Source organism: Mesorhizobium sp. M1D.F.Ca.ET.231.01.1.1 (genome assembly GCF_003999155.2).
Classification (GTDB): Bacteria; Pseudomonadota; Alphaproteobacteria; order Rhizobiales; family Rhizobiaceae; genus Mesorhizobium.
On sequence record NZ_RZOZ02000005.1, the window covers coordinates 393,897 to 409,246 of the forward strand.

Consider the following 15,350-nt stretch of genomic DNA (forward strand, 5'->3'; position numbering starts at 1 on the left):
TCTGGCGTCATGTCCCACGATCATGACCACGACAACGAGCTCGATCCGTTCGCCGCCCGCGTGCGCGCGCTGGAGACGATCCTTGCCGAAAAAGGGCTGATCGATCCGGCGGCCATCGATGTCATCGTCGACACCTACGAGACGAAGATCGGCCCGCGCAACGGCGCCCAGGTGGTGGCCAAGGCCTGGAGCGACCCGCCCTATGCCGACTGGCTAAAGCGCGACGCGACGGCGGCGATCGCCTCGCTCAGCTACACCGGCCGCCAGGGCGAGCACATGCAGGCCGTGTTCAACACCGAGGAGACGCACAACCTCGTCGTCTGCACGCTCTGCTCCTGCTATCCATGGTCGGTGCTCGGCCTGCCGCCGGTCTGGTACAAGGCGCCGCCTTACCGCTCGAGGGCGGTGATCGATCCGCGCGGCGTGCTGGAAGAATTCGGGCTGACGCTGCCGAGGACCAAGAAGATCCGCGTTTGGGATTCAACGGCCGAGCTTCGCTATCTGGTGGTGCCGATGCGACCTGAGGGCACCGACGGCTGGAGCGAGGAACAGCTTGCGGGGCTGGTCAGCCGCGACGCGATGATCGGCACGGCGCTGGCCAAGGAGCCGGCATGAACGGGCCGCAGGATCTCGGCGGGCAGATGGGTTTCGGGCCGATCGCGCCCGAAAGGGACGAGCCCTATTTCCATTCCGGATGGGAAAAACGGGCATTGGGCGTGACGCTGACCGCCGGTTCAATGGGCGCCTGGAACATCGATGAAAGCCGGCATGCGCGGGAATCGCTGCATCCGGCCGATTACTATTCATCGAGCTACTACCAGATCTGGATCAAGGCGCTGGAGACACTGCTCAAGCGCCACGGCTTCGTCACCGAGCGCGACCTTTCGGCCGGCAAGGCGGTCGATCCGGCCGCAACGCCCAAGCGCGTGCTGAAGGCGGCGGACGTGCCGGCGGTGCTCGCCAAGGGCGGGCCGTGCGACCGGCCAGTCGCCACGCCGGCGCGCTTCCGGGCGGGCGACCGGGTACGGACGAAGACTTTCAATCCGACCGGCCACACACGCCTGCCGCGCTACGCGCGTGGCAGGAACGGGACGATCGAGGCTGTGCGTGACGGGTTTGTCTTTCCCGACAGCAACGCGCATGGCAAGGGCGAGAACCCGCAATGGGTCTATACCGTGGTTTTCGACGGGACGGAGATGTGGGGCGAGGGTGCCGATCCGACGCTCAGCGTCTCGATCGATGCCTGGGAGAGCTATCTTGAGCCGGCATGAAGGCGTACTGCCGGTGGGTTTCGACGAGCCGGTCTTCGCCGAACCATGGCAGGCCGAAGCCTTCGCCATGACGGTGGCGCTACACGGCAAGGGATTGTTTTCGTGGAGCGAGTGGGCGGAAGCTTTATCCGCCGAGGTCAAGAAGCCGGGCGCCGCAGCGGACGGGCACGATTACTATGAGCGTTGGCTGGCGGCGCTGGAGAAGCTTTTGTCCAGGAAGGGTGTCGCCCGCAAGGGCGATGTCGATGAACTCGCAGCCGCCTGGGAACGTGCTGCGCATGCGACCCCGCACGGCAAGCCGATCCTGCTGGAGAACGATCCCGGACCTGGCACATAGCAGTTCTGTTCCCTTTACGTTCTTGTTGGCGCCTGATAGCGTGCCAGGCAGGTAGCAAATGAGATCGCCGCCGGCGACGCCGGTGATGGACGGCCAATCTTGTATTTCGCTCGCGAATCCGGTCTGTCGCGTTGATGGAATTCTCTCCGCAACAGGATGAGGCTTTGAAGGCGGTCGGGCGCTGGCTGAAGGATGGCCGGCCGCAGATCTTCCGGCTGTTCGGCTATGCCGGCACCGGCAAGACGACGCTGGCGCGCTACTTCGCCGAGCATGTCGCCGGGCAGGTGCAGTTCGCCGCCTTCACCGGCAAGGCCGCGCAGGTGCTGCGCTCCAAAGGCGCGGTCAATGCCCGCACCATCCATTCGCTGATCTACAGGCCGAAGGGCGAGGAGTCGGTCTCGGACGAGGTGACCGGCAAGACCTCGATCTCGCCGACCTTCTCGCTCAACCGGCAAAGCCCGATCGCGCGCGCCAAGCTGGTCGTCATCGACGAATGCTCGATGGTCGACGAGCAGCTCGGGCGCGACCTGATGAGTTTCGGGACGCCGATCCTGGTGCTTGGCGATCCCGCCCAGCTGCCGCCGATCTCCGGCGGCGGCTTCTTCACGGAACACGAGCCGGACGTGCTGCTGACGGAAATCCACAGGCAGGCGCGCGACAATCCCATCATCCGGCTGGCGCTCGACGTGCGCGAGGGGCGGGAGTTCATGCATGGCGACTACGGCGCGGCGCAGGTGATCGACAGGGAAAGCGTCAATCAGGAGCTCGTGCTGAAGGCGGACCAGGTGCTGGTCGGCACCAACCGCACGCGGCGCCGCTATAACCAGCGGCTGCGCGAACTGAAGGGTTTCAATGCCGACTATCCACAGGCCGGCGACAAGCTGGTGTGCCTGCGCAACGATCCGGCCAAGGGCCTGCTCAACGGCTCGCTGTGGAAGGTGATGACCTCGTCGCGCGAGACGGTGAAGCCCGGCATCAACCTGCTGGTCTCGCCGGAGGAGGACGATCCCGACCGCGGCGTCGCCAAGATCAAGCTGCTCAAGGCAGCCTTCGAGGATCCGGACGCCGAGATCCCCTGGCAGCAGAAGAAGCGGTTCGACGATTTCGACTATGGCTACGCGCTGACCGTGCACAAGGCGCAGGGCTCGCAGTGGAACGACGTCGTGCTGTTCGACGAGAGTTGGGCCTTCAAGGAGACCAGGCAGCGCTGGCTCTACACGGCAATCACCCGCGCCGCCGAGCGGCTGACGGTCGTGCGCTAGTTTCGCCCACCGGCCTGGCGCCGAGCCACTGCCAGGCAGCGGCTTCGTCGTCACTGTCGAAATGCTTGAACTCGAACGGCAAAGTCTTCGGAAAGAGTTCTCCGACCAGGGATGCCCAGCGCGGTTCCCCGATAGCCGCGCAACGGACAACATGCTCCAGCGCGTCGGCCACGCCTTGTCGGATCGTATCTTCCGAAATGTTGGCCCAATCGACGCTCTCCTCGTCAGTCAATCTCACCAGCACGTCGATCCTCGGGTGCAGCGCATAGGCGGCTTCCAGCAGGCCGAACAGATTTTCCGCATCCGCCGGCGATACGCCACCGACAACGTCGATGGCAAAAAGCGCGTCGCGGTTAGTGTCGAGGCGGCGTATCGCCGGCACGGCTTCCAGGAATTTCACTGGCAAATCCTTGCGGTTGGCCATCACCTAGTCCTCTGGAACACCGGAAACCCTCTATCTGTTCCCTGCAAAGGCGCTATACATGCCCGCCAAAACCAAGCTGGATGCCAATTCATGCCTGCAAAGCTTTCGGTCAATCTCAACGCAGTCGCCATGCTGCGCAACCGCCGCGACCTGCCGTGGCCGAGCGTCACCGGGCTCGGCCGCATCGCGCTTGCCGCCGGCGCGCATGGGCTGACGGTGCATCCGCGTCCCGATGAGCGGCATACCAGGCATTCCGACCTGCCGGAGATCAGGGCGCTGATCGACGACGAGTTTCCCAAGGCGGAATTCAACATCGAAGGCTATCCGACCGAGGATTTCCTGGCGCTGGTCGAGAAGAACCAGCCGGAGCAGGTGACGTTGGTGCCCGACGACCCGGCGCAGGCGACATCGGATCACGGCTGGAACTTCGCCGCGCAGACGGCGTTCCTGACACCGATCGTCAAGCGGCTGAAGAAGGGCGGTTTTCGGGTGTCGCTGTTTTCCGACGCCGATCCGGCCGGCGTGAATGCCGCGCGCGATACCGGCGCCGACCGGATCGAACTCTATACCGGGCCCTATGGCGGTTACCATTCCGATTCCGCCAAGGCGGCCAAGGAATTGGAAAGGCTGGGAAAAACCGCGGATGCGGCACTCGCGGCGGGACTCCAGGTCAATGCCGGCCACGATTTGACCGTGGCCAACCTGCCGGCCTTGGCCAAGCGCATCCCGGCATTGGCCGAAGTGTCGATCGGACATGGGTTGACAGCCGATGCGCTGGAGTATGGCATGGCCGGCACGGTGGGGCGGTTCTTGAAGGCCTGTGGATGGTAGGGCGCCTTGCGTAGCTCCGGCTATTCGGTGAGTCCCGCGCATTGCGGCAGTCTCGGAGCGTGGCGAGTCTGATGAAGTGGGGTTCATGGTGCTAGCCAACGCCGGCGAAACAGAATCCCTCGAACGTTCGGGCCATGCCGAAGCCGAGCGGCAGCACAGCACCAAGGTGCTCATGCTTGGCGCGCTCGGCGTCGTCTACGGCGATATCGGCACGAGCCCGATCTATGCCTTCCGTGAGGCGCTGCACGCTTCGTCGAGCTCGGTTGCCCGCCACGATCTGCTTGGCGTGCTGTCGCTGATCGTCTGGGCGCTCACCATCATCGTCACGATCAAATATGTCGCCTTCGTGCTGAGAGCCGACAACAAGGGCGAGGGCGGCACGCTGTCGCTGATGTCGCTGGCGCGCAGCGCCTATCCGCAGGGTTCCCGCCTCATCCTGGTGATCGGCCTTTGCGGCGCGGCCCTATTCTTCGGCGATTCGATCATCACGCCGGCAATCTCGGTGCTTTCGGCCGTTGAAGGCCTGGAAGTCGTCACGCCGGCGCTCGATGCCTATGTCGTTCCGATCACGCTGGCGATCCTGGCGGTGCTTTTCGCCGTGCAGCGTTTCGGCACGGGCAAGGTGGCGGCAGTGTTCGGACCCATCACGGCGACATGGTTCGTGGCGATCGGCGCTGCCGGCCTCTATCATATCGTCGACGACTGGTCCGTGCTGCTGGCGATCAACCCCTATTACGCGGTCTCCTATCTGGCCACGACGCCGACGGGCGCCTTCGTCACCGTCGGCGCGGTGTTCCTGGCGGTCACCGGCGCCGAGGCGCTCTATGTCGACCTTGGTCATTTCGGCCGCAAGCCGATCGTGCTGGCATGGTTCTCGGTGGTTTTCCCTTGCCTGCTGCTGAACTATTTCGGGCAGGGTGCCTTCGTCCTCTCCCATGGCGGCAAGCCGACGAATCCATTCTTCCAGATGCTGCCCGAATGGGCGCTGATGCCGATGGTCGCACTGGCAACGGCCGCGACGGTCATCGCCAGCCAGGCGGTCATCTCCGGCGCCTTCTCGCTGACGAGGCAGGCGGTGCAGCTCAACCTCCTGCCGCGCATCGAGGTTCAGCACACCTCCGAAATGCAGAGCGGCCAGATCTACATGCCGAGGGTCAATCTCCTGGTCGCGCTCGGCGTGATGCTTCTGGTCGTCGGCTTCGGCAGCTCGAGCGCGCTGGCCTCGGCCTACGGCATCTCGGTGACCGGCGAGATGCTGATGACGACGATCCTCCTGTTCGTGGTGATGCGCTGGCTCTGGAAATGGCAGCTGGCTCTCGCATTGGCGCTGGTGCTGCTCTTCGGCGTCATCGACCTCGGCTTCTTCTCGGCCAATGTCGTCAAGATCGTCGAAGGCGGCTGGGTGTCGATCACGGTGGCCTCCATCATGGGGCTGATCATGTGGACCTGGATCCGCGGCAGCCGTTATCTCTTCGACAAGACCCGCCGCAACGAGATCCCACTCGACTTCCTGGCGGGCAATTTGCTGAAAAAGAAACCGCAGCTGGTATCCGGCACCGCGGTGTTCCTGACCAGCGATCCGCTGAGCGCGCCGACGGCACTGATGCACAGTCTCAAGCACTACAAGGTGCTGCACGAAAAGAACGTCATCCTGTCGGTGGTGACGGCGCCGCAGCCGGTGGTGCCCGACAGCGAGCGCGTGAAGCTGGAGACGGTCAACGAGCTGTTCATGCGCGTGTCGCTGACCTTCGGTTACATGGAGCAGCCGAACATCCCGCGCGCTTTGGCGATCTGCCGCAAGCAGGGCTGGAAGTTCGACATCATGACGACGTCCTTCTTCCTGTCGCGGCGCTCGCTGAAGGCCTCTCCCAATTCAGGCATGCCGGTCTGGCAGGACCGGCTGTTCATCGGCCTCGCGCGCACCGCGGCGGATGCGACGGAGTACTTCCAGATCCCCACGGGGCGCGTGGTCGAAATCGGCACGCAGGTTGCGATCTGACCCTTCCAGGCGATGCCTTCCGCGATAGATTCAATGGATCGGCGCAGGGGGAGCTCTGCGCCGGCGGCATGGGAGCCCTAACGCCAGGGCACTTGATATTGCACTGCAGCAAGCGTAGAGCACCGCGCGTTTTATCGGAGTGTCGTCCATGGCCCTTGCGAACGGTGCTGAGGCAGAACCCGTAGACCAAAACGGGGTTCCGGAAATTGAGCAGCACAGCACCAAGGTGCTGATGCTGGGCGCGCTGGGCGTGGTCTATGGCGATATCGGAACCAGCCCGATCTACGCGTTCCGCGAGGCTTTGCACGCTTCGTCCGGTGGCGACGTCGCCAACCGCGCCGATATTCTCGGCGTGCTGTCGCTGATCATCTGGTCGCTCACCATCACGGTCACCATAAAATACATCATGTTCGTGCTGCGCGCCGACAATCGCGGCGAGGGCGGCGTGCTGTCGCTCATGGCGCTGGCGCGCAGCAGTTTTTCGACTCGGTCGGCGATCATTCTCGGCATCGGCATCGTCGGAGCATCGCTGTTCTTCGGCGACGCGGTGATCACACCCGCCATCTCGGTGTTGTCGGCGGTCGAAGGCATGAATGTCGTGACGCCGGCCTTCCAGCCTTACGTGGTGCCGCTGACCTTGCTCGTCCTCGCCATCCTGTTTGCCGTGCAGCGGTTCGGCACGGGTGGCGTCGGCCTCGTATTCGGTCCGGTCACCGCGATATGGTTCCTGGCCATCGGCCTTTCCGGCCTTAATCACATCATCGACGACCCCGAGATCCTGTGGGCGATCAGCCCGCATTACATCGTCGCGTTCCTGATCAATTCGCCCGACGTTTCCTTCGTCACTATCGGCGCGGTGTTCCTGGCGGTTACAGGCGCCGAGGCGCTCTATGCCGACCTTGGCCATTTCGGCCGCAAGCCGATCGTGCTGGCGTGGCTGGCGATTGTCTTCCCCTGTCTGTTGCTGAACTACGCCGGACAGGGAGCCTACGTGCTCGCCCAGGGTGGCACGGTCGGTCATCCGTTCTTCGAGATGAACGAGGGCTGGGCTCTCATCCCCATGGTGGTGCTGGCGACAGCGGCGACGGTCATCGCCAGCCAGGCAGTGATCTCCGGCGCCTATTCGCTGACCCGGCAGGCGGTGCAGCTCAACATGCTGCCGCGGCTCGAGATCCTGCACACGTCGGAAAAACAGTCCGGCCAGGTCTACATGCCGCGCGTGAACATGCTGCTGGCGCTTGTGGTGATGCTGCTGGTGGTCGGCTTCGGCGCTTCGAGCAGACTGGCCTCGGCCTACGGCATCTCGGTCACGGGCAACATGCTGGTGACGACGACGCTGCTTTTCGTCGTCATGACGCGCATCTGGAAGTGGAACATCTGGCCGGCCGTCGCGCTGACGGCGGCATTCGCGCTCATCGATATCGGTTTCTTCGCCTCCAATATCGTCAAGGTCTTCGAGGGCGGCTGGTCTTCTCTGGCGGTGGCTTTCGCCATCATCCTCGGCATGTGGACCTGGGTGCGAGGCAGCCGTTACCTCTTCGACAAGACCCGCCGCAACGAGATCCCGCTCGACTTCCTGGCGGCAAACCTTCTCAAGAAGAAACCACAGCTGGTGTCGGGCACCGCCGTGTTCCTGACCAGCGATCCGCTGAGCGCCCCGACCGCGCTGATGCACAGCCTGAAGCACTACAAGGTGCTGCACGAACAGAACGTCATCCTGTCGGTGGTGACGGCGCCGCAGCCGGTGGTGCCGGACAGCGAGAGGGTGAAGATGGAGACTGTCAACGAGCTGTTTATGCGAGTGACGCTGACCTTCGGCTACATGGAGCAGCCGAACATCCCGCGCGCGCTGGCGATCTGCCGCAAGCAGGGCTGGAAGTTCGACATCATGACGACGTCCTTCTTCCTGTCGCGGCGCTCGCTGAAGGCCTCACCCAATTCCGGCATGCCGGTCTGGCAGGACCGGCTGTTCATCGGGCTTGCGAAAACGGCGGCGGATGCGACAGAGTATTTCCAGATCCCCACGGGGCGCGTCGTCGAGATCGGCACGCAGGTCGCCATCTGACCAGCTGCATTATGTAGAGGGAAGCGGGAGGCGGGCATGAGCGGCGAATTGGTGCTCGTCACCGGCGGGTCCGGCTTCCTCGGCGCTCACTGCATCCTCGCGCTTCTGAAGGCGGGCTGCCGCGTACGCACGACCGTACGTTCGGCCAAGCGCGAAGCCGATGTTCTGGCCATGCTGAAGGTCGGCGGCGCCGGGCCGGGCGATGCGCTCTCCTTCGCCCATGCCGATCTCATGGCCGATGCCGGCTGGCGGGAAGCAGTCGCCGGATGCCGCTACGTCCTTCATGTCGCTTCGCCGTTCCCGCCCGGCGTGCCGAAACACGAAGACGAGCTGATCGTTCCTGCGCGCGAGGGGGCACTGCGCGTGCTGCGGGCCGCACGCGATGCGGGCGTCGAACGGGTCGTGCTGACCTCGTCCTTCGCCGCCATTGGCTATGGCCAGACGCCCGTTCCGGGCCGTCCGTTCACCGAAGAGAACTGGAGCAACCTGTCGAAAAACGTGAGCGCCTATGTGAAGTCGAAGACGCTGGCCGAGCGGGCCGCGTGGGACTTCGTCGGCCGCGAAGGCGGAGCCTTGGAACTGGCAGTCGTCAATCCGGTCGGGATCTTTGGGCCGGTCCTGGGCCCGGATCATTCGACCTCGACGGACTTCATCAGGCGCCTGATGGACGGCGAGATGCCGGGGCTGCCGCGCATGGTGTTCGGCGTGGTCGACGCGCGCGACGTGGCGGACCTGCATCTGCGCGCCATGGCCAATCCGGCCGCCAAGGGCGAGCGGTTCCTTGCCGTCAGCGGCGATTTCATGACCATCCTGGAAATCGCGCAGGCGCTGAAAGCCCGGCTGGGCGATAGGGCGTCGCGCATCACGACGCGCGTGCTGCCGGACTGGCTTGTCCGGATCGTCGGGCTGTTTGACGGGCAAGCGGCGCAGATCGTGACGGAACTGGGCAAGGCCCGGAACGCAACCGGCGCCAAGGCCATGCGCATGCTCGGCTGGGCGCCGCGACCGCGCGAGGAGGCGCTTGCTGCGACCGGCGAAAGCCTGATGCGGCTCGGATTGCTCAAAAAGTCGAAATAGCGCGCCCGGTGGAACAGCCGCCGGGCGCGTCGGTTTCAGCCGAGCAGAGCGGCTTTGTTCGCTTCGAGGAACTGCTTCAGCGTCCGCGGCTTGCGACCCGACAACGTCTCGATCGCGTCGGTCACCATGCCGATACGGCCGGAGCGCGTGTTGACGTCGAAGGAGACGACGATGCGAGCAAAATCCTCGGGAAGACCGGCTGCCTTGACGCCCTCCGTCAGAGCCTGGTCAGGCAATTGGATGACCTCCAGCGGCTTGCCGGTGACTTCGGTTACCAGGGCGGCGATTTCGTCCGTCGTGTAGGCATGCGGACCGGTCAGCGTGTAGATGCCGCTCTCCGTCGAGCGGGAAGCGAGGCTCGCGGCGATCGCGGCGGCCATGTCGTCGCGCGCGCCGTGCGCGATGCGCCCATCGGCGGCCGACGTGTACCACTTGCCCGATGCAATCGCGTGCGGCAGCGCCATGAACAGGTTCTCCTGGTACCAGCCGTTGCGGAAGATGGTGTAGGGAATGCCGCTCGCCTTGATCGCCTCTTCCGTGCCGTAATGGTCGCCGGCAAACAGCACCGGCGAGCCGGGCTCCGGATTCGGCATCGAGGTATAGAGCAGATGCGAGACGCCGACCGCCTTGGCGGCGGCCACCGCCGCCTGATGCTGCTTGAGGCGCCGGTCGCTCTTCAGGTCGAGTTCCCCGGTCGAGATGATCAGCACCCGGTCGGCGCCCTTGAACGCCTTTTCCAGCGAGGCCTGGTCGTCGAAATCGGCCGCCCTGACGGTGACGCCCAAAGCCGCCAGATCGGCGAGATTTTCGGGATTGCGCGTGGTGGCGACAATGCTGGTCGGCGCGATCTTCTGTGCGTCGAGCAAGTGGTTGACGACGGCGCGGCCGAGGTGGCCGGAAGCGCCGGTGACGAGGAGGGTTTCGGTCATGGAAGTTCCCTGAAAATTGGCCGGTGGGCGGGTGCGGTTATAAGTCTCAAAAAGAGACCAGCGCTAAAATAGGAATTGACCGGAAGCCGTAAAGAAGGCAGTTTTTCGGGAGGTAGGCACAGCGGGGGAACCACCCGGCCGGTCGCCGCTTCGACCAACGGACGTCGCGATGGACAGCAAGATCTTCAATCTGAAATCGAAGCTCGAGGTCTACAAGGCCATGACCGGGGGCGGCAATTTCGCCGATTGCCCGGTTCGCGACGTGATCCAGGGCATCAGCGGCAAATGGAGTTCGCTGCTGGTCATGGCCTTGGCCGAGAAGCCTTACCGGTTCGGGGAGCTGCGCCGCCTTGTGCCCGATATCTCGCAGCGCATGCTGACGCAGACGCTCTACGACCTGCAGCGCGACGGCTATGTGCATCGCGAAGTCTTTCCGACCAAGCCGCCGAGCGTCGAGTACAGCCTCACCGATCTCGGCCGCTCGATGTTCGCGCCGTTGCAGATGCTCATCCAATGGGCCGAACTCAACCATGATGCCGTTCGTGAGGCACGCGCCGCCTTCGATGCCGCGCAGGCCTGAGGTCTGGTGGTGATAGCGGCAAGAATTGCGCCTGGACCGCAATTCCTCGCCACCATGGTCACTGGCACGATGATCGAGCCGTTCAGGCGGATCGGGCCTGCGGGGCTACAATGGCCTGCAGCCGGATGATCTCGGAAAGATAGGATGCCTTCGCCCGCAGGAAGGCGTGCAGCCGCCGCGGATAGTCGGCGCCGACCGCCTCCTTGACCGATTGCCGCTTGCTCAACGTGTTGCGCCAGGCCTGGACGAGAGGCTTTCCGTCCAGGATGCCGAAATCACCGATGCTGTCGAACGTGTCGAAATATCGGAAGATCGGCCCGTAGACGGCATCGACCAATGAGAAGCGGTCGCCGGCGAACCACGGACCGCTCTGCCTTGCCGACAGCTCGGCCTCCACACGCCCAAACATTTCCGACAAGCCGCTGCTTTCCTTCAAGAACGCGGCCTCATCGGGAGCGGAATAGAAGCGGCCTAGCGCAATGAGGATGGCCGAGCCGAATTCGATCCAGGCGCGGTGCCTGGCCCGCATGAGCGGATCGGCCGGGTGCAACGGAGTGGTCTCTGTCTCCTCCAGGAATTCGAGGATGACGGCCGATTCGAAGATGAATTCCTCCTGGCCGCCTTGTCGGACGCGCAGCAAGGGGACCTTGCCGAGCGGCGAGACGGCCCTGAACCAGTCAGGCTTGTTGGCGAGGTCGACGTTGACCCTCTCGAACGGCACGCCTTTCTCGGCAAGCGCGATCGCCGCGCGCTGGACGTAGGGGCAAAGATGATGGCTGACGAGGGTGTGTGCGGCCGTCATCTCACTCTCCCCAGACATAGTTCAGGGCGCCGTCCTCGACACGGGACGACAGGAACATCAGGCGCGAGCCCTTCGGTGCCGGGCCTTCGATCCGCTCGCCGCTTTCCATGTCGAACTTGGCGCCGTGCCATTGGCAGACCAAGGCGCCGTCCTTGCAATCGAGCGGTCCACCGAAATGCAGGCAGGCATTGACCGCGGCGCGGATGCGCTCGCCGCTGCGCCAGACATGGACCTCGCGGCCGAAGAAAGGCACGAGCAGGCTGCCGGTCCGCGGGACGTCGGCCACCTTGCAGATTTCATGTTTCATCGGAATTCTCCTTGTCGATGCAATTGCATCTATATGGATGCATCTGCATCGACCGTCAAGCTTGATGCAATTGCATCTATCGAATAGAATCCCGCCATGACAAAAAAGTCCCCTTCGCCCGAGGCCGTCAAAACCTGGGGCCGCCTGATGCGCGTGTCGCGCCAACTGGTCGAAAAGACCGAGGACGCCCTGAAGGCCGGCGCTCTGCCGCCGCTCGCCTGGTACGACCTGCTGCACGAGCTAGCCGAGGCGGGCGAGGGCGGCTTGCGCCCCTTCGAGCTCATCGATCGCGTGCTGCTGGCGCAGTACAACGTCTCGCGGCTGCTGGCCCGGCTGGAAGCGGACGGCCTGGTGGAAAAGCTGCCCGTCTCGGACGATGGCCGTGGCCAGACCGTGCGCATCACGGCCGCGGGGCGGGAGACGCGCCGGCGCATCTGGGCTGTCTACGGAAAGGCCATATCCGAGCTGATGGGCGACAAGCTTTCTGTCAAGGATCTGGGGCTGCTTTCCGGTTTGCTCGGGCGGCTGCGCGACCCGCCGATCATGGAGTGAAATGCGCCGACCGGCCGGACTTTCAGGGCAGATGCAGTGCCCAAAGAAAAGCAATCGTCGCCAGCGCGCCGAACGCGATACGGACCAGATGCATTTTGCCCCATTTGACGATCATTGATCTTGCCTGCGGATTGTCGACCTCAACCTCCATCGCCTCCAGCAAGCGATTGGTCGGCATCATCGCCAGCAACGTCCATGGCCAGGGCAGGATGATCGCCACCGTGCCGGCCAGAAAGCTGGCTACGTCGGTTTGCCACCAGGCAATCAGCCCGAGAACGCAGGCGACTATGGCAATGGAGGCCTGCATGGCGGCGCCGCGCTTGTAGGAAGGCTGCCATTCCCGCAGCAGTGTCTTGTCGTCAAGGCCAAGCCGCGCCGGCTGCTCCGCGACGCTGACATAAACTGCGGCGCCCGTGAAGGCGGCCGCCACACCCAGGGCAAGCAAACCGGCCAGCATCCGTCCTCTGGCAAGAGAAGCCATCGACGAAAATAGCGCTTGCATGGCTGCGGGCAATACGGCATAGAGGCCGAACCGTAACGTACGGTACTCTCGCCGCCATGGTGAGCATTCCGAGGGAAGTGTGTTGCACAGCGTGCCAGACATCGACAGCAGCGAAGCGCTGACCGAACGGCAGCAGGCCGTCCTGGACGCCGCACTTCGCCTGCTGGTCGAGGAGGGCGACAACCTCACCATGACAGCGGTGGCGCGGCGGGCGAGCTGCTCCAAGGAAACGCTCTACAAGTGGTTCGGCGACCGCGACGGGCTGCTCACCGCAACGGTGCAGTGGCAGGCTTCCAAGGTGCGTGTTGCGCCGGTCGACCGCAAGGGTCTCGACCTTGCCTCGTTGACGGCAAGCCTCGAACGGTTCGCGTCCGACTGGCTGCGGGTGATCTCCAGCGACACGTCCGTCGCGCTGAATCGAGTGGCGGTCGGGCATGCCGGGTCCGGCAAGGATGACCTTGGCGCCATCGTGCTGCAGAATGGGCGCTTCGCGCTCGCCAGACGCCTGAAGCCGGTGCTGGAGGCGGGACGCGAGGCCGGGCTGCTCGACTTCGAGGAAGCCGAGACGGCGTTCAGGACCTTTTTCGGACTGGTCGGCCGCGACGTGCAGATTCGGCTTCTGCTCGGCGACCGGCTGCAATTGACCGAGGCGACGATCGGCGGCGATGCCGCCCGCGCGACGCAGCAGTTTCTCGCTCTCTACGGGCCGAAGGCCCAGGGAGCAAACAACCGGCCGCAAGGCCCTGGAGCCGGATGATTTCAGATCAAGTCGACCTGAAATCTGAATCCGGCTCCAAATCAAAGAGATAGTGAATGATGTCGTCCGAAAACCGCTTCACACTTTTCGGCATCATGCTCTGATCTTCAAAACGGGAAGGAAGACGAAATGCGTGTCTATTACGATCGTGACGCCGATCTCAATCTGATCAAGGGTAAGAAGGTCGCCATCATCGGCTATGGCAGCCAGGGCCGGGCGCATGCGCTCAACCTCAAGGATTCCGGCGTCAAGGAGATCGCCATCGGTCTCAAGGCCGGTTCGGCGACCGCCAAGAAGGTCGAGGCCGACGGGCTCAAGGTAATGAGCGTGGCCGACGCCGCCAAATGGGCCGACCTGATGATGATGGCGACGCCCGACGAATTGCAGGCCGACATCTACAAGAACGAGATCGCGCCGAATATCCGCGACGGCGCCGCGATCGCCTTCGCGCACGGCCTCAACGTGCATTTTGGCCTGATCGAGCCGAAGGCCTCGGTCGACGTCGTCATGATCGCGCCGAAGGGCCCGGGCCACACGGTGCGCGGCGAATACCAGAGGGGCGGCGGCGTGCCGTGCCTGGTCGCCGTCAACCAGGATGCCTCGGGCAACGCGCTCGATCTCGCCCTCTCCTACGCCTGCGGCGTCGGCGGCGGCCGCTCGGGCATCATCGAGACCAATTTCCGCGAGGAATGCGAGACCGACCTGTTCGGCGAGCAGGTTGTGCTGTGCGGCGGCCTGGTCGAGCTGATCCGCGCCGGCTTCGAGACGCTGGTGGAAGCCGGCTACGCCCCGGAAATGGCCTATTTCGAGTGCCTGCACGAGGTCAAGCTGATCGTCGACCTGATCTATGAGGGCGGCATAGCCAACATGAACTACTCGATCTCGAACACTGCCGAATGGGGCGAATATGTCTCGGGCCCGCGCATCATCACCGCCGACACCAAGGCCGAGATGAAGCGCATCCTGAAGGACATCCAGACCGGCAAGTTCACCTCGGAATGGATGCAGGAATACCGCGCCGGTCTGTCGCGCTTCAAGGGCATCCGCCGCAACAACGACAGCCACCAGATCGAAGAGGTGGGTGCGAAGCTGCGCGCGATGATGCCGTGGATCGCCAAGAACAAGCTGGTCGACAAGGCGAAGAACTAAGGCGACCCACGTTTTCAAGCTTCCGGTGTGAAACAGCAAGCCGGCGGAGCGATCCGCCGGCTTTTCCGTGTTCATCCGTAATGCCAGCGCGGCTTCCGCTCGGTGCCGGTGAACTCGACGCCGATGCGGTCCTCGCGGCGCCAGCGGACGACCGCCTTGTAGCCGATGCCGTCGGTCGCCACGTAAAGCAGGAATTCGTCGGGCACGCGCGCCTCGACCGGCACCTTCAGCTCGGCGCCGCCCGGATGCATGTTGCGCACCGTGCACGCGACCTCGGAATTGTTGATGCCGGTCAGGATCGCCGCGCCTTTCAGCACGCGTTGCCTGCGCTTGCCTCTCAGTTCGTCGTCGGTCATGGCAGGCAAATCCTAGCGCGTTTCACCGTTTCACGGAAACGGCGAAACGACCTATCTCCTTGTTTTTACGCAATTCCGGACGGAAAACCGCTCATATTTTTCCTGGAATTGCTCTAGCAAATCGCGACACGGCGATCGTCGTGTTGGGGG

General features: G+C 64.0%; 18 protein-coding genes. 12 read left to right on the top strand and 6 right to left on the bottom strand.

The window, feature by feature from the left end; translation table 11 throughout:
- Positions 1–9: 9 nt before the first annotated feature.
- The 4 genes from nthA to EN874_RS16845 all read left to right on the top strand — a co-directional run bounded on the left by nthA (position 10) and on the right by EN874_RS16845 (position 2,870).
- A complete protein-coding gene (gene nthA, locus EN874_RS16830) occupies positions 10–615 on the top strand; it encodes a nitrile hydratase subunit alpha (protein ID WP_127425738.1) in 606 nt (201 codons plus the stop codon).
- Entirely contained in the window at positions 612–1,271 is a 660-nt protein-coding gene (gene nthB / locus EN874_RS16835) for a nitrile hydratase subunit beta (protein ID WP_127425739.1), read from the top strand. The genes nthA and nthB overlap by 4 nt, the downstream gene beginning before the upstream one ends.
- A complete protein-coding gene (locus EN874_RS16840; RefSeq protein WP_127425740.1) occupies positions 1,258–1,608 on the top strand; it encodes a nitrile hydratase accessory protein in 351 nt (116 codons plus the stop codon). The genes nthB and EN874_RS16840 overlap by 14 nt, the downstream gene beginning before the upstream one ends.
- 134 nt (positions 1,609–1,742) lie before the next feature.
- Positions 1,743–2,870, top strand: a complete 1,128-nt coding sequence (locus EN874_RS16845; protein ID WP_127425741.1) for an ATP-dependent RecD-like DNA helicase — start codon at positions 1,743–1,745, stop codon at positions 2,868–2,870.
- Here EN874_RS16845 and EN874_RS16850 read toward each other — a convergent pair.
- Positions 2,833–3,294 carry an STAS/SEC14 domain-containing protein gene (locus EN874_RS16850; protein WP_348631731.1) on the bottom strand — a complete coding sequence of 154 codons (462 nt, stop codon included), beginning with the start codon at positions 3,292–3,294 and terminating at the stop codon, positions 2,833–2,835. The genes EN874_RS16845 and EN874_RS16850 overlap by 38 nt on opposite strands.
- Before the next feature lie 90 nt (positions 3,295–3,384).
- Here EN874_RS16850 and EN874_RS16855 point away from each other — a divergent pair, with 90 nt between their 5' ends.
- The 4 genes from EN874_RS16855 to EN874_RS16870 all read left to right on the top strand — a co-directional run bounded on the left by EN874_RS16855 (position 3,385) and on the right by EN874_RS16870 (position 9,266).
- Complete coding sequence (locus EN874_RS16855; protein WP_127425742.1) at positions 3,385–4,125, top strand: pyridoxine 5'-phosphate synthase; 741 nt, start codon at positions 3,385–3,387, stop codon at positions 4,123–4,125.
- Positions 4,126–4,210: 85 nt separating this feature from the next.
- The gene (locus EN874_RS16860) at positions 4,211–6,124 is read left to right on the top strand and encodes a potassium transporter Kup (protein ID WP_128261471.1); all 1,914 of its coding nucleotides are present in this window, start codon (positions 4,211–4,213) and stop codon (positions 6,122–6,124) included.
- A gap of 148 nt (positions 6,125–6,272) precedes the next feature.
- Positions 6,273–8,189, top strand: coding sequence for a potassium transporter Kup (locus EN874_RS16865; RefSeq protein ID WP_127425743.1), 1,917 nt, complete (start codon positions 6,273–6,275; stop codon positions 8,187–8,189).
- 36 nt (positions 8,190–8,225) lie between these two features.
- Positions 8,226–9,266 carry an aldehyde reductase gene (locus EN874_RS16870; RefSeq protein WP_127425744.1) on the top strand — a complete coding sequence of 347 codons (1,041 nt, stop codon included), beginning with the start codon at positions 8,226–8,228 and terminating at the stop codon, positions 9,264–9,266.
- A 35-nt stretch (positions 9,267–9,301) separates the two neighbouring features.
- On the opposite strand, the gene EN874_RS16875 is transcribed toward EN874_RS16870, so the two are convergent.
- Positions 9,302–10,195 carry an SDR family oxidoreductase gene (locus EN874_RS16875; protein ID WP_127425745.1) on the bottom strand — a complete coding sequence of 298 codons (894 nt, stop codon included), beginning with the start codon at positions 10,193–10,195 and terminating at the stop codon, positions 9,302–9,304.
- Between the two features lie 169 nt (positions 10,196–10,364).
- On the opposite strand from EN874_RS16875, the gene EN874_RS16880 reads away from it, so the two are divergent.
- A complete protein-coding gene (locus EN874_RS16880) occupies positions 10,365–10,775 on the top strand; it encodes a helix-turn-helix domain-containing protein (protein WP_126088566.1) in 411 nt (136 codons plus the stop codon).
- A gap of 82 nt (positions 10,776–10,857) precedes the next feature.
- Here the strand turns inward: EN874_RS16880 and EN874_RS16885 are convergent, their stop codons facing one another.
- Both EN874_RS16885 and EN874_RS16890 read right to left on the bottom strand, forming a co-directional pair.
- Positions 10,858–11,577, bottom strand: a complete 720-nt coding sequence (locus EN874_RS16885) for a glutathione S-transferase family protein (protein WP_168247508.1) — start codon at positions 11,575–11,577, stop codon at positions 10,858–10,860.
- Position 11,578: 1 nt separating this feature from the next.
- Positions 11,579–11,884 (bottom strand): Rieske (2Fe-2S) protein, encoded by a 306-nt coding sequence (locus tag EN874_RS16890; protein WP_127425747.1) that lies wholly within the window; start codon positions 11,882–11,884, stop codon positions 11,579–11,581.
- A gap of 96 nt (positions 11,885–11,980) precedes the next feature.
- Between EN874_RS16890 and EN874_RS16895 the strand changes: the two genes are divergently transcribed.
- Entirely contained in the window at positions 11,981–12,436 is a 456-nt protein-coding gene (locus EN874_RS16895) for a helix-turn-helix domain-containing protein (RefSeq protein WP_127425748.1), read from the top strand.
- Between the two features lie 22 nt (positions 12,437–12,458).
- Here EN874_RS16895 and EN874_RS16900 read toward each other — a convergent pair whose 3' ends face one another.
- Positions 12,459–12,890, bottom strand: coding sequence for a DUF1772 domain-containing protein (locus EN874_RS16900; protein ID WP_168247515.1), 432 nt, complete (start codon positions 12,888–12,890; stop codon positions 12,459–12,461).
- 127 nt (positions 12,891–13,017) lie between these two features.
- On the opposite strand from EN874_RS16900, the gene EN874_RS16905 reads away from it, so the two are divergent.
- Positions 13,018–13,695: a TetR/AcrR family transcriptional regulator gene (locus EN874_RS16905; protein WP_126088571.1), complete on the top strand. Its 678-nt coding sequence runs from the start codon at positions 13,018–13,020 to the stop codon at positions 13,693–13,695.
- A 129-nt stretch (positions 13,696–13,824) separates the two neighbouring features.
- Positions 13,825–14,844 carry a ketol-acid reductoisomerase gene (gene ilvC, locus EN874_RS16910; RefSeq protein ID WP_127425749.1) on the top strand — a complete coding sequence of 340 codons (1,020 nt, stop codon included), beginning with the start codon at positions 13,825–13,827 and terminating at the stop codon, positions 14,842–14,844.
- Between the two features lie 71 nt (positions 14,845–14,915).
- Here the strand turns inward: ilvC and EN874_RS16915 are convergent, their stop codons facing one another.
- Entirely contained in the window at positions 14,916–15,200 is a 285-nt protein-coding gene (locus tag EN874_RS16915) for a PilZ domain-containing protein (RefSeq protein WP_127425750.1), read from the bottom strand.
- Positions 15,201–15,350 lie beyond the last annotated feature (150 nt).

What these genes read in the sequence shown, in the direction of transcription:
- nthA (WP_127425738.1), top strand. Translation starts at nt 10, where the DNA reads ATGTCCCACGATCATGACCACGACAACGAGCTCGATCCGTTCGCCGCC.
- nthB (WP_127425739.1), top strand. Translation starts at nt 612, where the DNA reads ATGAACGGGCCGCAGGATCTCGGCGGGCAGATGGGTTTCGGGCCGATC.
- EN874_RS16845 (WP_127425741.1), top strand. Translation starts at nt 1,743, where the DNA reads ATGGAATTCTCTCCGCAACAGGATGAGGCTTTGAAGGCGGTCGGGCGC.
- EN874_RS16850 (WP_348631731.1), bottom strand. Translation starts at nt 3,294, where the DNA reads ATGGCCAACCGCAAGGATTTGCCAGTGAAATTCCTGGAAGCCGTGCCG.
- EN874_RS16855 (WP_127425742.1), top strand. Translation starts at nt 3,385, where the DNA reads ATGCCTGCAAAGCTTTCGGTCAATCTCAACGCAGTCGCCATGCTGCGC.
- EN874_RS16860 (WP_128261471.1), top strand. Translation starts at nt 4,211, where the DNA reads ATGGTGCTAGCCAACGCCGGCGAAACAGAATCCCTCGAACGTTCGGGC.
- EN874_RS16865 (WP_127425743.1), top strand. Translation starts at nt 6,273, where the DNA reads ATGGCCCTTGCGAACGGTGCTGAGGCAGAACCCGTAGACCAAAACGGG.
- EN874_RS16870 (WP_127425744.1), top strand. Translation starts at nt 8,226, where the DNA reads ATGAGCGGCGAATTGGTGCTCGTCACCGGCGGGTCCGGCTTCCTCGGC.
- EN874_RS16875 (WP_127425745.1), bottom strand. Translation starts at nt 10,195, where the DNA reads ATGACCGAAACCCTCCTCGTCACCGGCGCTTCCGGCCACCTCGGCCGC.
- EN874_RS16880 (WP_126088566.1), top strand. Translation starts at nt 10,365, where the DNA reads ATGGACAGCAAGATCTTCAATCTGAAATCGAAGCTCGAGGTCTACAAG.
- EN874_RS16885 (WP_168247508.1), bottom strand. Translation starts at nt 11,577, where the DNA reads ATGACGGCCGCACACACCCTCGTCAGCCATCATCTTTGCCCCTACGTC.
- EN874_RS16890 (WP_127425747.1), bottom strand. Translation starts at nt 11,884, where the DNA reads ATGAAACATGAAATCTGCAAGGTGGCCGACGTCCCGCGGACCGGCAGC.
- EN874_RS16895 (WP_127425748.1), top strand. Translation starts at nt 11,981, where the DNA reads ATGACAAAAAAGTCCCCTTCGCCCGAGGCCGTCAAAACCTGGGGCCGC.
- ilvC (WP_127425749.1), top strand. Translation starts at nt 13,825, where the DNA reads ATGCGTGTCTATTACGATCGTGACGCCGATCTCAATCTGATCAAGGGT.
- EN874_RS16915 (WP_127425750.1), bottom strand. Translation starts at nt 15,200, where the DNA reads ATGACCGACGACGAACTGAGAGGCAAGCGCAGGCAACGCGTGCTGAAA.